Annotated in this window: 9 protein-coding genes; 2 read left to right on the forward strand and 7 right to left on the reverse strand. The window is 47.0% G+C overall.

The features are described 5' to 3' along the window. Positions 1 to 11: 11 nt before the first annotated feature. Positions 12 to 1,004, forward strand: a complete 993-nt coding sequence (locus HQN87_RS21840) for an aldo/keto reductase (protein ID WP_173137625.1) — start codon at positions 12 to 14, stop codon at positions 1,002 to 1,004. Positions 1,005 to 1,641: 637 nt separating this feature from the next. On the opposite strand, the gene cydC is transcribed toward HQN87_RS21840, so the two are convergent. From cydC to HQN87_RS21860, 4 genes are read right to left on the reverse strand one after another with little or no spacing between them, the layout of a single operon-like run. Continuing rightward, the gene (gene cydC, locus HQN87_RS21845) at positions 1,642 to 3,363 is read right to left on the reverse strand and encodes a thiol reductant ABC exporter subunit CydC (protein WP_173137627.1); all 1,722 of its coding nucleotides are present in this window, start codon (positions 3,361 to 3,363) and stop codon (positions 1,642 to 1,644) included. Further along, the gene (cydD, locus tag HQN87_RS21850; protein WP_173137629.1) at positions 3,356 to 5,113 is read right to left on the reverse strand and encodes a thiol reductant ABC exporter subunit CydD; all 1,758 of its coding nucleotides are present in this window, start codon (positions 5,111 to 5,113) and stop codon (positions 3,356 to 3,358) included. The genes cydC and cydD overlap by 8 nt, the downstream gene beginning before the upstream one ends. 15 nt (positions 5,114 to 5,128) lie before the next feature. Next, a complete protein-coding gene (locus HQN87_RS21855; protein ID WP_173137631.1) occupies positions 5,129 to 6,145 on the reverse strand; it encodes a cytochrome d ubiquinol oxidase subunit II in 1,017 nt (338 codons plus the stop codon). Next, a complete protein-coding gene (locus HQN87_RS21860) occupies positions 6,142 to 7,494 on the reverse strand; it encodes a cytochrome ubiquinol oxidase subunit I (protein WP_173137633.1) in 1,353 nt (450 codons plus the stop codon). The genes HQN87_RS21855 and HQN87_RS21860 overlap by 4 nt, the downstream gene beginning before the upstream one ends. A gap of 247 nt (positions 7,495 to 7,741) precedes the next feature. On the opposite strand from HQN87_RS21860, the gene HQN87_RS21865 reads away from it, so the two are divergent. Further along, positions 7,742 to 8,749, forward strand: coding sequence for a helix-turn-helix transcriptional regulator (locus tag HQN87_RS21865; RefSeq protein ID WP_173137635.1), 1,008 nt, complete (start codon positions 7,742 to 7,744; stop codon positions 8,747 to 8,749). Here the strand turns inward: HQN87_RS21865 and HQN87_RS21870 are convergent. From HQN87_RS21870 to HQN87_RS21885, 3 genes are all read right to left on the reverse strand, one after another. Next, entirely contained in the window at positions 8,744 to 10,192 is a 1,449-nt protein-coding gene (locus tag HQN87_RS21870; protein ID WP_173137637.1) for an MFS transporter, read from the reverse strand. The genes HQN87_RS21865 and HQN87_RS21870 overlap by 6 nt on opposite strands. Before the next feature lie 344 nt (positions 10,193 to 10,536). Beyond that, entirely contained in the window at positions 10,537 to 12,393 is a 1,857-nt protein-coding gene (locus HQN87_RS21880; RefSeq protein WP_173137639.1) for a beta-glucoside-specific PTS transporter subunit IIABC, read from the reverse strand. Between the two features lie 99 nt (positions 12,394 to 12,492). Continuing rightward, a complete protein-coding gene (locus tag HQN87_RS21885) occupies positions 12,493 to 13,932 on the reverse strand; it encodes a glycoside hydrolase family 1 protein (protein WP_173137641.1) in 1,440 nt (479 codons plus the stop codon). Positions 13,933 to 13,954: the final 22 nt, after the last annotated feature.

Below are 13,954 nucleotides of genomic sequence, written 5' to 3' on the forward strand. Positions count from 1 at the left end.
GAGGCACCACAATGAAAACCCGGATTCTTGGTCAGCAAGGTTTAAGCGTTTCCGCTATTGGTTTGGGAACCATGGGGATGACAATGGCCTACGGTCCTTCAAATGACACGGAGGGAATAGCGACAATTCGCCGGGCCTATGAGCTTGGAGTTCATTTCTTTGATACGGCAGAATTATATGGATATGGAAAAGGCCACAATGAACAGCTGCTGGGTACAGCAGTGAAGGATTTTCGTGACAAGGTAGTACTGGCTACCAAATTTGGCTTTGACATGACAGCCAAGCCATTCGGAACACGTTTCAACAGCCGTCCAGATAATATTCGTAAAGTAGCGGAGAACAGTCTTCGCTATCTGCAGACGGATTACATTGATGTTCTCTATCAGCATATCCCTGATCCTGATGTTCCTATCGAGGAGGTAGCCGGGGTCGTTGGAGATCTGATCCAAGAAGGGAAGGTTAAATATTTCGGGTTGAGTAATACGGGCTCCAGAACCATCCGCCGAGCTCACGCTGTTACCCCGGTGTCTATGCTTCAGACTGAATATTCCATATTCGAACGCGAGATCGAGGACAATATACTGCCAACCTTGAATGAATTGGGTATAGGTCTGGTGCCGTACTCTCCATTAGGCAGAGGGTTCCTGACCGATGCGGTTAAACCCTCTCACGAGTACGCCGAAGACGATATGCGCCGATTCGATGAGCGTTGGCAAGGGGACAACTATATCTACAACCTGAACGCAACCGGGCAACTTAGAGAACTTGCTTCTGTCAAAGGGATCTCTGTAGCAGAATTGGCCCTGGCCTGGCTTCTTCACCAAGGAGAGAATATCGTCCCGATCCCTGGTACACGCAGCGCTGCGCGGGTTGAGCAGAACATTGGCTCTGTTCATGTTCATCTCTCACAAGCTGATCTTCAGCGTATTAATGAGATCCTTCCGCACGGATCAGCCGGCAGCCGGTATCCGGCTGGAATGTTAGAGAATTTCACAAGAGATTGAAGATCAAAGTGAGCACTTTGGTGGACGCTGCGTGAACGGACCGATGTTTGGGTCGCTGTTTAAGCAGGGGACGATAACCTTTGTTTAAAAACAAAGAACAAAATCACCCTGCGAGTGGATAAATGTAGGAACCTCTGCGTTCCAGAGAACTCGTATGGCTACCTCCACTGTACCCATCTGCCCATTTCCGGGGCATCCGGCCTACGTGGCACGTCCAGTCCAATTGTGTTCGGTTTTTCGCTTACATTCAGCCTACGTGGCGCTCCCCGTCCAATTGTGTTCGGTTTTCCGATTACATTTGGCTTACGCGGCGCTCACAGTCCAATTGTGTTCGGTTTTCCGATTACATCCGGCCCACGCATACTCGCACCAGCACATTGTATTCGGTTTTTCGCTTACATTCTAGGCTCCTCATTTACTCATGCGGCCCCAGTATCATTCAATGAGCACTTCCTCCCCACGCTACGCCTTCTTATCCACATCTGGCGGATATTATAATTTCCTATACAAGAAAAAAGCAGCGATTCTCCAAAAACGGAGATCGCTGCTTTTTAACATTTCAAGCCTTTTAGAAATTCGGGAAGCCCGTCCAAGTCCTAGAAGGCCAAGGCAATCGTCATATGCGTATACAGCATCCTCAGCTTCCCTCTATCATTTGCAGCTCAATTTGCTTCATTTCATAGAAATAGCCCTTTTGCTTCATTAAATCTGAATAACTGCCTGCTTCAATAACCTGTCCATGGTCCATGACCAAGATCTGGTCCATCGCTTCCAGACCGGTCAGCCGGTGGCTGATCAGAATCAGCGTATCGTCTGCCGCCTGGGCCAGCAAGTGCCTGAGCACCCGCTGCTCGGTAATGTAATCCAGTGAAGAGGTTGGTTCGTCCAGAAGCCATAACCTTCCTGTCCTTAGCATCACACGGGCCAGGGCCAGGCGTTGCTTTTCCCCCTCCGACAGGTTCTCTCCTTTCTCATAAACCATGTCATCCAGGAGCTTATCCGGCAACTGCACTTTATTCAGTATTGCGGATAACGCTTCATCGGAATGAGCTTCCTCCTTCAGCAGCAGATTATCACGTAGGGTTCCCCGGAAGAAATGGCTGTGCTGGAGCACCACATTGGCAGCTTGCCATAGGCCTGCTTCATCCAGCTCTTGAATCGAAGTTGTATTGAACCGGATCTGTCCTTCCGCCGGTGTACGCAGCTTAAGCAGCAATTCGAGAATGGTTGTTTTGCCTGAACCGCTCGGCCCGACAATGGCAGTCTTAGATCCAGACGGAATATGGAGGGACACATCCTTGAGTGCCGGACGCCATTCATCTTCATATTGAAAAGATACACCGCTCAGCTCAATGGACACGGCCTGACCGGCAGGAAGTTTGCCGCTTGGCTGCTCTGCCAGTACATCAGCTGCCCTAACGGTTTCCTCTAGCCGCTTAGCGGCATGCTCACTATCCTGCTTATATGCGGGCAGTGTCGCCAATGCCGCAGCTTCCTCAAACACAGTCTGAGAGATCATAACCAGCATCGCCAGAAACACCCCGGCAAGCGAACCCTCCACAATCAGCAAGGCGCCAAGGGTCAGCACGCTCCAGGATATCAGAAAAGTTACAAATACATGCAGCGATTGCCCGCGCAGTAAATGCCGTGCTGCTGCCTGCTGTTCAGCCGTCAATGCCGCAGAGGCAGACTCCAGCTGCTCTCCGCGTTGCTGCAATTGCCCGTACACTTTCAAATCGCGGAAACCGTAAAGTAATTCCGTCACTTCCGTGGAAAGCGCCGAGCGTTGCTCCCGAACACGCCCATGGTTCTTCCTCTGTCCCAGCATAACAATGGCCGGAACCACAAATGCCGCTGCCAGCATCCCCAGTATAAACAAACAGGCGATCCAGATGGAGAAGGCAGAAGTAAACAGAACCGTGGCCAAAAATACCATAACGACAATGACCGGAGGATAGGCGACCCGCAGAAAATAGTGCTGCAAGCTTTCTATATCGCCTACGATACGTGAGAGGAGATCTCCGCTCCGCTTTTGGTTTAGTACTCCCGGAGTCAGAGGAACCAGCTTGGCAAAAAAAGCGGTCCGCAAACGGCTGAGCATCGAAAACGTCGCCCGGTGGGTATACAAACGTTCAGCATATCGCGCGGCCGCCCGCACCAGACCAAGTATTTTCACAAGAGATGTCAGCACAATCAAGCTATATAGCGGAGGGGCAAATACTGTCTGGGAGATCAGATATCCGCTGGTTGCAAAGAGGCATACTCCCGCTATTCCGGCAATGAAGCCCCCAAGGATGGCCATAACAATATCCTTCCGTTCCTGTAGCATGGCCTTGGTCAAAATAGCCAGCTCATTCATGCTGCTCCCCCTTTCCCGCCTTCACCATTTCAGCATACTGGGGCAGCCGCTCAAGAAGCTCATCATGGCTTCCGCAGTCCAGTATTTCTCCCTTGTCCATAAACAATATGCGGTCGGCTTGGCGGATCGTATACAGGCGGTGAGCCACGGTAATCATCGTAGCTTGACCGGCAAGTTCAGCTATAGACCGCTGCAATATGCGTTCGGTATGCAGATCTAATCCCACCGTGGGCTCATCAAATAGAATCACCGACGGATGCTTCAGGAAGGCACGTGCCAGAGCAAGCCTTTGCTTCTCGCCGCCTGACAATCCACGGCCTCCTTCACCTACCAAGGTATCGTAGCCCTGTTCCAGCTCAGCCACCACAGAAGCAAGTCCCGCGGCTTCCGCCGCCTGAACGACTTCGGCCCTGGAGACGTTCCTGCCAGCGCCCAGCGCAATATTATCAGCCAACGTACCGGCAAAAATATACGGGTGCTGAGTAATATAACTGACGTGTTCAAACCAAGAAGTCTCCTCTATTTGCGTCTGCTGGCGTCCGTTCACCAGTACTTCTCCCGCCGCCGGCTTAAGCAGTCCTGCAATGAGATGCAGCAGCGTGGTTTTGCCGGCCCCGCTTTTGCCGGCAATGGCGATTTGCTCACCCGGCTGTATGGATAGTGAACCCACTGACAGCCCGAACATACCCGGAGCATATTGAAACCGGATATTCCTCAGCTCAATAGTAGGTGGCATCCGGTGCAAGCCCCCTTCGTATGCTTCCGGCTGCTCCGCTGCCGCGCTCTCTTCTGTTGCTTCTGCAAGCATCTCTTCCACTTTACGAAGGGCTCCCATGCTGGTGCGGCCGCTGTGAAAAGCAGTTCCCGTGTTCTTCAGCAGATTGAAGAACTCAGGCACCAGCAGCAGGATCAGAAACGCGGTATGAAAGGAAAGAGATTTAAAGACAAGAAGCTGAAGCGCCAGCTCAAGCGCAATAATGCCAAGGCCCAGCATAACGATCGACTCCAGCATGAAGGTATTGGTAAAGGCAATCCGCAGAATCCCCATGGTCGCATCCCGGTACCCCAGACTGCTGCGTTCGATCTCCTGCTGCTGGCGGCGGGCCAGGCCGAACAGCTTCAACGAGACCAGCCCCTGAAGAGAGTCGAGGAAGGTCCCGGAGAACCCGGCGAGCTGTGCGAATTTCTCCTCTGCCTTGTTCTTGGTCTGCAGCCCTACCAGAATCATGAATACCGGAATAAAGGGGGCGGTACACAGCAGGATCCATCCGGAATTGCTGTGCTGGGTAAAGATTACGATTAATATCAGCACGGGTATAACCGCAGCTTCCATCATTCTTGGCATGTACTGGCTGAAATAACTGTCCGCCTCATCCACCGCATCCAGCGCCACACTTACCTTGCTGCCCGTTTGCCCGCGAAGTGACGAGGGTACAGAAGCCTGGGTCATCTTCCGCAGCACTCTGGCCCTCATCGTTGCCATAGCATCAGCAGCCATGTGCAAGCCGATTAACCCGTTACCATAAGATAGCAGCGTACGCGCAGCCATGACAGCCAGTAACAGGCCAAGGATAACAGCCGCCGATGACACAGATACCCGTTCTACAAAAATCTTATTAACGGCTTCCGCGAGCAGCACGGCCTGGCATGTTATGGCTGCACCGAGTGCAAGCGAGAAGCCTGCTAACAGTGCACGGCGCTTCCTTTGTGTAGACATATACTCTGAGATCAGACCGGTTCTCCTCTTCATGATAACTCCCCTCCTTTATTTTTTGCCTTTTACATACTCCGCATCAAACAGGAATAATCTGAAGACCAGAATGAGCGACGGGACCAGCAGACACAGACCGCCGATAAAGGCTACCACCAGCGCAATCCCCATGGATTCGTTCGTGGCGCCGCTTTGAATGGTGATATAGGGGTCGAGGATATAAGGATACTGCCCTATCCCGTACGCAAAAAAGGCACAGAGAAACTGTAGCATGACAAAGATAAAGGCCAATCCATAGAGGCGGCCGTAATAGAGCAGCCATGTTGCAATCATGAAAAAGGCAACGGACGAGCCCAGCAGCCACCACAAATCCATCATGTTATGAAAATGACGCTCATTGTGCTGGGAAAGAAAAACAAATGCCGTAAATGCAGCAATGATCGTGGGTATGCTCCAAAACAGGGCGTAGGTCCGCATCAGCTTGAGCGCGGGCTGATCCTCCGCCTTCGAAGCGTAGTAGGCCAAGAACGAGCTGCTGATGAACAGCACCGACACGATAGCGAGGGCTACAATGCTCCATGACAACGGACTTGTCAAAAGCGTCCAATAGGCTAAGGTGACCGTTCCGCTATTCTCTATAATAAAACCGCCCTCAGACAGCGTCAGGGCCACCGATAAAGAAGCCGGAATCAGTAAACCTGTGGCCCCGTATAAAAACAGATAGATAATGTTCTGCTTCGAGCCATAGTTCTGAAAAGCATAGAAGGAGCCGCGTATAGCCAGCAGAATCACGGCGATGCTTCCGGGAACAAGCAGCGCCGAGCCATAATAGTACGCCGTGTCGGGGAAAAATCCGATGATGCCCACAAAGAAGAAAACAAAGAATACATTAGTAATCTCCCAGACTGGCGACAGGTAGCGGGAGATCAGCCGGTTAATCAGGTGATCCTGTTTCGTCAAGCGGGCATATAAGGCAAAGAATCCGGCCCCGAAATCAATAGACGCTACAATTAAGTAGCCGTACAAAAAAATCCAAAGCACTGAAATACCGGCCAGCTCATAGCTGATCATAGTTGCTCACCTTTTTCTATAGATGCTTGTGCCAGCTTGTTCAGCTCGGCCTCTGGAGGATTATTGTGGAACAGCCGTCTAAGTACGATGACACACATCGTCCCCATTACAACATACAGAAGGAGGAAGAGGAAAAAGAGAATCCTCACATTCGGCGATGTTGTGGCTGCTTCCTCTACACGCATATATCCACGGACAATCCAAGGCTGCCTGCCAAGCTCTGCATAGAACCAGCCGAATTCAATGCCCAGGAAGGCCAGAAATGTGCTAAAGACAATGGATCTGAGCAGCCACTTGTTAAGCTCATTTCGTCTCTTCCAGAACAGGAAGAGGAAATACAGCAGTCCAATTCCCAAGATAACCATTCCGCTCAGGACCATAAAATCAAACAAATAGTGGACAATAAGCGGCGGGCGTTCGTCAAGCGGGAACTCTTCAAGACCCGTGACCTCAGCGTTAAAGTCTCCAAACGCCAGGAAGCTTAGCGCTTTCGGAAGGTGAATCGCCCCCAGAATCTCGTTCTCTGCATTAAGCCAGCCTAGCAGAACCAAGTCTGCGCTGCGTTCGGTTTCGAAGTGCCATTCCGCTGCCGCCAGCTTCTCCGGCTGATGCTCCGCCAGAAACTTGGCTGACATGTCTCCGGCCAGGCTTGTCAGCAGACTGAACGCCACAACAACGGTCATCATCAGCTTCAAGGCCTTCTTGGAGTAGGCTGAGACTCCCCTTCTCAGGATAGTGTAAGCCGCAATTCCCGCAAGCAAAGCAGCACCCGTCAAGTAGGCAGAGGTTAAGACATGAAATACCTTTGAAGGTGTTGCCGTATTAAGCATTACCTCCAGCGGATTCACTGCCGTGAATTGTCCGGCTTCCATTACAAAGCCTCCAGGCTGATTCATGAATCCGTTCACTGTTGTGATGAATACTGCGGACATGCCTGCCCCGGCGACAATGGGAATCGTCAGCAGCAAGTGAATATACGGGTTGCGGAACCGCCCCCAGGTATACAAATAAATCCCCAGGAAAATGGCTTCAAAAAAGAAGGCGAAAACCTCCATAAATAAGGGAAGGGCGATTACGTTCCCGCCGATCTGCATGAACTTCGGCCAGACCAGCGCAAGCTGCAAGGCAATCGCCGTTCCGGTCACTACGCCAACAGCTACTGAAATAATAAATCCGCGTGACCATCTTTTGGCCATCAGAGTGTAATGCTGGTCTTTCTTGCGTATCCCGACGAATTCGGCAATGGCTATCATCAATGGGACACCGACACCAATCGTAGAAAAAATGGTGTGAAATGCTAACGTCATTCCTGTTAACCATTTACTCCACATCACTGTATCAATCATCACGAATACATCCCCCCTCAATCTTGCGAATGAAGCCCAGCAAATTTTAGAAGCGCTTTGCTATTCCTTCCACTTTGCTGTGCTTTAATTCACAAGTATAATGAGTTTAGGGAAACTCTGTATGGCCCAAACGAGGGGGGCAATGTGTCTAACTTTCTTCTATAGTGCGTCTTTTTTGTGAAAACACGCTATTTTATGAATGAATTGTGACATATGTCACTTCATAGTAGACAAGGGGGTGATATCTGCCATGACTTTACACATTAACAAGATTCATGATTTATTTGATCAATTTACGGGAGTAGTAGAGGGACAGGTTCAGCAAAGAAATTATGAACAACGGCTTATGATTCCTTCTCATATAGGCAAGGGAAGTGTGACAAGAACCCAAATCCGTCCTGGCATGGAGATCATGCTAACGGATATTACATTCGAACAGGATATGAAACTTCAGATTCAGGAATCTTGTCAGCTATTTGAATTGAGTTATTGTGTGAATGGGGATATCCATTGCGAATGGAATGGTAAGGACAGCCATACTGGTACACAAACAGGCAGTGTTCTCTTTCTGGAGGATGTTCAAGTCTATGAAGAGAAAAAGGCAGGTATCCAAAATCAGCTTGTGGAAATCAGGTTCACCCCTGATGAACTACTGCGCTACGCTGAGGACTCATCAGAAAAACGAAAAATGGAAACATGGCTTAAACATCATCGTGGGAATATTGATCAATTTCCGAACACACCGACCCTCCAAAGATGTGTCTTCGACATGTTCCATTGTACTCATCTTGGCACATTGAAACGATTATATCTGGAGAGTAAGGCGCTTGAATTTATAACGTTATTCGGAGAGTCGGATGCATACGGTTCTGTTGGTGGAAATATGATCATTCGTCGAGATGACATTTCCAAGCTGAAGCAGGCACATGAGTTAGTAAAAATACATTTCGAACAACCGCTGTCGATCAGAGAGTTGTCCCAACGAGTTGGAATGAATGAATTCAAGTTGAAAAAGGGCTTCCGCGAATTATTCGACATGACCATCTTCGAGCTTGTACGTCAACAAAGAATGGAGAAAGCCCTGTGGTATATGGAAGTAGCTCATCTGAACGTAGGTGAAACAGCTGTTTCAGTCGGCTATAGCAATGCCAGCAATTTCACGACTGCTTTTCGCAAGCATTACGGCTGCAATCCCAGCGATTATGTGAAACGGATCAGCCAACTAAACCTGGAACAAAACAAACGATTTGGTTTATAAATTTTTGGGGCTGCGCATCAAAATAAGGCAAACAAAAGTCACCAGAGCCATTCCTCCACAGGCAGTTAAAGAAGCGGAAAATGCCCTTACATAGTCGGACAGGATTGCATTATTCAAGGACTGCCGTAACGTAACTGAAAACAAAATGCTAATCAGCGCCACACCTAACGAATTAGCCAAATACATTACGGTATTAAACAAGCCTGAGCCTGTCCCTGCATCCTTCGCCGGTAAGGTGCCCAGCACGACTCGGGTGAGCGGCGTTGTGACCAGCCCCAGTCCTAAGCCATACACCAGCAGCAGTGCAATGTAGGTTAGATTGAGCAAATGTACCGCATCAATATGCAACAGCAAGATAAATAAAAAACAGCAGCCTGCCGTTACCAATGCCCCGATTTTCAGCACAACCATCCCCCACCTGTCAACCACTCGAGAAGAGATCAGAGAAGTCAGGAAAAAAAAGCAGCCAAGAGGCAGAAAAGCGCGGCTCGTCTCTTGGACACCGAAATGCAAGCCGAACTGCAAATAGTACGTCAGGATGAAAAAGAAAGAAAACATGCTGAGATAGATGAACACAACAGATAGAATTCCTGCGCCGAACAGACGTTGCTTAAAAATTGTCAGATCGACCAGCGGTGCCTCACCGCGATTTTGCTTGCGCAATTCAACTGCGATGAATGTAACTAGCAACAGTATCGCAAGAACCAGACACCCCCATATCCAATTCGGCCATCCCTGTTTTTGGCCTTCGGATAACGGATACACAAGCAGAAACAGCCCACCCATAAGTAAGACCGTACCGAACCAGTCGTTTTTCTGTGCCCGGTCTCCTCGCGTTTCCGATAGAAACGGCAAGCATAGAAGTACAACAATACCGAATGGAACATTGATCAAAAATACGGATCTCCAACCCAAACCAAACACGTTCCAATGGACCAGAATCCCTCCCAACGTGAGGCCGAAGGCGAACCCGAACCCGAGCAATGCGCCGTAAATCCCGAAGACAAGTCCCTTTTCCCGCGGCAGAAAATTAACTTGCATCATGGATAACACTTGAGGTTGAATAAGCGCCGCGGCAAGGCCTTGGAAGATTCGAATGACGATCAGGAGAGTCGGACTCGTAGTCATACCTCCCAACATAGCCATGAGTGTAAACCCGCTCACGCCAATTCGCAGCAATCGTTTCCTCCCGTAGATGTCGCCAAGCTTTCCGCTAACAATGAGCGTTATGGCCAAACTAAGTGAAAAACAGGTCACAATAAGCTGCGCATCGGAAAAACTGGCGTTCAGATTATTTTGTATGAACGGAAGCGCGACCTGGATCATATAGGTGTTCAACGAAATAAGTAATATGGGGAGAAGAATAACCGCCAACGTATACCATCGGCGCGGACTAACCCCCTGCTCCAGTTCTTCGCCTTCGACTGTCTTATGTCTGAGCATTCTTACCTCTTCCTCCTCGAATTTCGGATATCATTGATAACCATTATCAATGAAAACCCCTCTTTCTTCTACCTGTTGCGGGAGAATCTCCCCTCATTAAGGGAGCAAAAATAAAAGTCCTGATTTAGGTAATTCCTAATCAGGACTTTTTGAATATGAATTGACCATGCTAGTTTCCCTAAAGGATGCTCCTACCGCGCAAAGCTAAACACATTCCTTCAAGAAGAAGGGCTATGGCCCGTGTAATTAATGTATCACTACACACAATCAAGGTAGACAAAAGTCTTACAATTGTGAGCAAAGAGGTTTTAGTGATGTTATTAAACATGTATGTTCAGTTTACATTAAGAGGTCGTTTGGTTAGGATCCTTTGGTTGTACTTGTAGCAGTTGTTTGGAATTAGAGTTATCTAGATTTACTTGAACTTGATCATACTGATATGAATTTGTGACAACCACCATGACAGTAGGGTCATAGCCAGCAGCCTTAATTTGTTCCAAATCAAATTCAACTATTTTGTCACCAATGATAATCCGATCATTCTCCTTAACTAAAGGTTTAAAAAATTGCCCCTTTAATTTCACGGTATTGATGCCAATATGAATCAAAAGTTCTATCCCAGAATCAGAAATTATACCAATGGCATGGCCCGTTTTGTACACACTGTTTACTATACCGTTAACAGGTGCTGTAACCAGTCCATTGATCGGGATAATACCTGCTCCTTTTCCCATGGCTTCAGACGCAAATACTTCGTCACTTACTTGGTTTAAAGCAACAATCTGACCATCCGCGGGTACCATGACTTCATTCAGGTTAACATCTACCTGAGTAGGAAGTGTCTCTGCTTTTTTAGGTACTCCGAAGAAAAAGGTTAGAATTACCGCCCCGAAAAAGGCAATCATGAGTCCAATTACTTCTCCAAGGAAACCTTGGCCCAAGTATGTTGGAAGGGCTAATAAACTCGGAAATGTAAATGTAGACGCATGGACCTCAAAAGAACCAATAACAGCACCACCAATACCTGCGGCAATCATAGCGCAATAAAATGGTCGTTTTAATTTCAGGGTCACTCCGTAGATTGCAGGTTCTGTGATTCCAAAAATAGCTGTGATCGCAGCAGAACCGGAAAGGCCTTTAATTTTCGGATCTTTGGATTTCAAAAAGACGCCAAACGCAGCACCGGCTTGAGAAAGTACCGCTGCACACACAATAGGCAACCATTGGTCATATCCATGATTCGCAACATTGTTAATCATTAGTGTAATCAATGCCCAATGAACACCGAAGATGACGATGGATTGATGGAATGCTCCCAAGATCAGCCCTGCCAAGAGTGGAGAAAAACCATAGATTGCTAACAACAACCAAGCAAACAAGTCACTAATTTTGGTACCAACCGGACCAATCACGGCTAAAGTCAAAGGCAGCATGATAACTAGCGAGACCAAAGGGGTTAGCATATTACGGAGTGACTCCGGGAAAAATTTATTCAACAGAGGTTCCAGATAAGAAAGTCCCCAAATGGACAACAAAATAGGAAATACAGATGCCGTATACGTAATTGGAACAATCGATATTCCAAAGAAATCAATGGTTTGAGAGTTTGACACGATTTCCACTAAGGATGGGTGAATTAAGGCGCCTGCCAGTGATACAGCTACAAACTGATTGACTTTGAGCTTTTTAGCCGCAGTAAATGCCAGAAACATGGGTAAAAAGTAAAATATGGCGTCACTTGCTGCATTCCAAACTTTGTATGGGCCACTATCAGTAGATATCCAATTCAAAGTTATGATCAGAGCCAATAGTCCTTTCAAGATTCCTGCTCCAGCTAAAGCTCCAAGAAACGGCGTAAACACAGCCGAGACAAAGTCCATTAATTGACTAATTGGATTGAATGTGCCCTTCTCTTTAACTGAAGCGCTTTCAGTGTTAGGAGATACATGTGATGCCATCCCAGGTAACGCTGTAAGTTCGTCATAAACTCGCCCTACCGAATTACCTACTACGACCTGGTACTGTCCGGCACTGTTTACAACGGTGATGACCCCATCAATGTTTTGTATTTTCTGAGTATCGGCAGCATTAGTATCATTTAACTTAAAACGTAATCTTGTAGCACAGTGCCACACCGCATTGACGTTTTCTTTGCCCCCTACTCCATCGAGAATATCTTCAGCTGTTTTTTGATAACCCATGGTTATCCCTCCTAGTAATGATGCCCGGATCATCCTTGTAAATAGATACTGTAATGATCCGGGGGTGCCTAAGTTGTTTTGGTATGTTCTCATCTAGAACTATTTGTGTCCGAAAACGTCCTCGCCGTTTGAATCAATTACCTGCTTATACCAGTAAAAACTGTCCTTATAGTGGAATCGGCCACTTCCGTTTCCTTCATCATCATAATCAACGTAAATGAAACCATATCTCTTACTCATTTCTGCAGTTCCTGCACTTATAATGTCGAATGGAGCCCACGAACAATAAGCAAAGATATCCGCTCCCTCACGTATTGCTTCTTTCATGGCCAAGATATGATCTCGATGATATTCGATACGATAATCATCGCGAACACCATTGTCGATAGTCAATTCATCTTTAAATCCGATCCCATTTTCAGCAATCATCATTGGAATGTGATACCTATCCCAATACTTAGACATACAAAGATATAGTCCAGATGCATTAATGGACCATCCCCAACGGTTTACTTTTAAATGAGGATTTTTCACAGTAGTGTTAGGGTCCATCGAATTTTCACTAGCTTTGACCGTATTTGACCAATAATAAGAAACTGCAAGGAAATCAGCTGTGTTGTTACGAAGAAGATTCTTTTCATCCTCAGTCATATTTATTCGGATATCCCGATCTTCAAAGTAAGTCAATGCATACTCAGGATATTCTCCACGAATCAGCACATCACTGTAGAAATATTGCATTCGATTCCTTCTGAAATTCAATTCTACATCTGCAGGATCACATGAGTAAGGAGCAGTTAGCGTATCTGCTAACATGACGCCCATCTGAAGTGTCGGATTCAAGTTGTGACCAAACTCAGTAACTTTTGCAGATGCAACAAATTGATGATGCAGTGCTTGAAACTTAGCTTGCTCGTAATTTTCCATTTGATCCTTCAGTATTCCAAGAGAAGCAAAGGCTTCCTTATGAACAAGATTAATTTGATTAATGATTATCCAATATTTTACATTATTATTATATCTTCTCAACACAGTTTGTCCGTAATTCTCAAAAAAATCGATCAATTTGGGATTAGTCCAACCACCATATTGCTCGACTAAATTCAATGGCATTTCATAATGAAATATTGTAACGATCGGTTCAATTTTTTTCTTCTTCATATACTCAAATAATTGCTCATAAAAAACTAAACCCTGTTCATTTGGAACGGCATCGTCGCCATTAGGGAAAATTCTGCTCCACGAGATAGACAAGCGCAATGTTTTTACATGCATTTCAGCCAATACATCAATGTACTCTTTATATCGCTCATAGAAATGAACACCTTGCCGTTTAGGATAATAATACTCCCCGTTTTTATAGCGTTTGAACGTTTCAGAATCCATGTCGTTAAAATGTAAATCCGTTGGTTTAGCACCTGGAACGAACGGCTGAATATCAGCAGTACTTAACCCTCTTCCATCTTTGAGATAAGCGCCCTCTGCCTGATTGGCAGCTATAGCTCCTCCCCACAGAAAATCATGTCTTATGTTTCTCATGATGCTCCCCTCCAACTCAATA

Source organism: Paenibacillus tritici (assembly GCF_013204885.1).
Classification (GTDB): Bacteria; Bacillota; Bacilli; order Paenibacillales; family Paenibacillaceae; genus Paenibacillus_AQ; species Paenibacillus_AQ tritici.

What these genes read in the sequence shown, in the direction of transcription:
- HQN87_RS21840 (WP_173137625.1), top strand. Translation starts at nt 12, where the DNA reads ATGAAAACCCGGATTCTTGGTCAGCAAGGTTTAAGCGTTTCCGCTATT.
- cydC (WP_173137627.1), bottom strand. Translation starts at nt 3,363, where the DNA reads ATGAATGAGCTGGCTATTTTGACCAAGGCCATGCTACAGGAACGGAAG.
- cydD (WP_173137629.1), bottom strand. Translation starts at nt 5,113, where the DNA reads ATGAAGAGGAGAACCGGTCTGATCTCAGAGTATATGTCTACACAAAGG.
- HQN87_RS21855 (WP_173137631.1), bottom strand. Translation starts at nt 6,145, where the DNA reads ATGATCAGCTATGAGCTGGCCGGTATTTCAGTGCTTTGGATTTTTTTG.
- HQN87_RS21865 (WP_173137635.1), top strand. Translation starts at nt 7,742, where the DNA reads ATGACTTTACACATTAACAAGATTCATGATTTATTTGATCAATTTACG.
- HQN87_RS21870 (WP_173137637.1), bottom strand. Translation starts at nt 10,192, where the DNA reads ATGCTCAGACATAAGACAGTCGAAGGCGAAGAACTGGAGCAGGGGGTT.
- HQN87_RS21880 (WP_173137639.1), bottom strand. Translation starts at nt 12,393, where the DNA reads ATGGGTTATCAAAAAACAGCTGAAGATATTCTCGATGGAGTAGGGGGC.
- HQN87_RS21885 (WP_173137641.1), bottom strand. Translation starts at nt 13,932, where the DNA reads ATGAGAAACATAAGACATGATTTTCTGTGGGGAGGAGCTATAGCTGCC.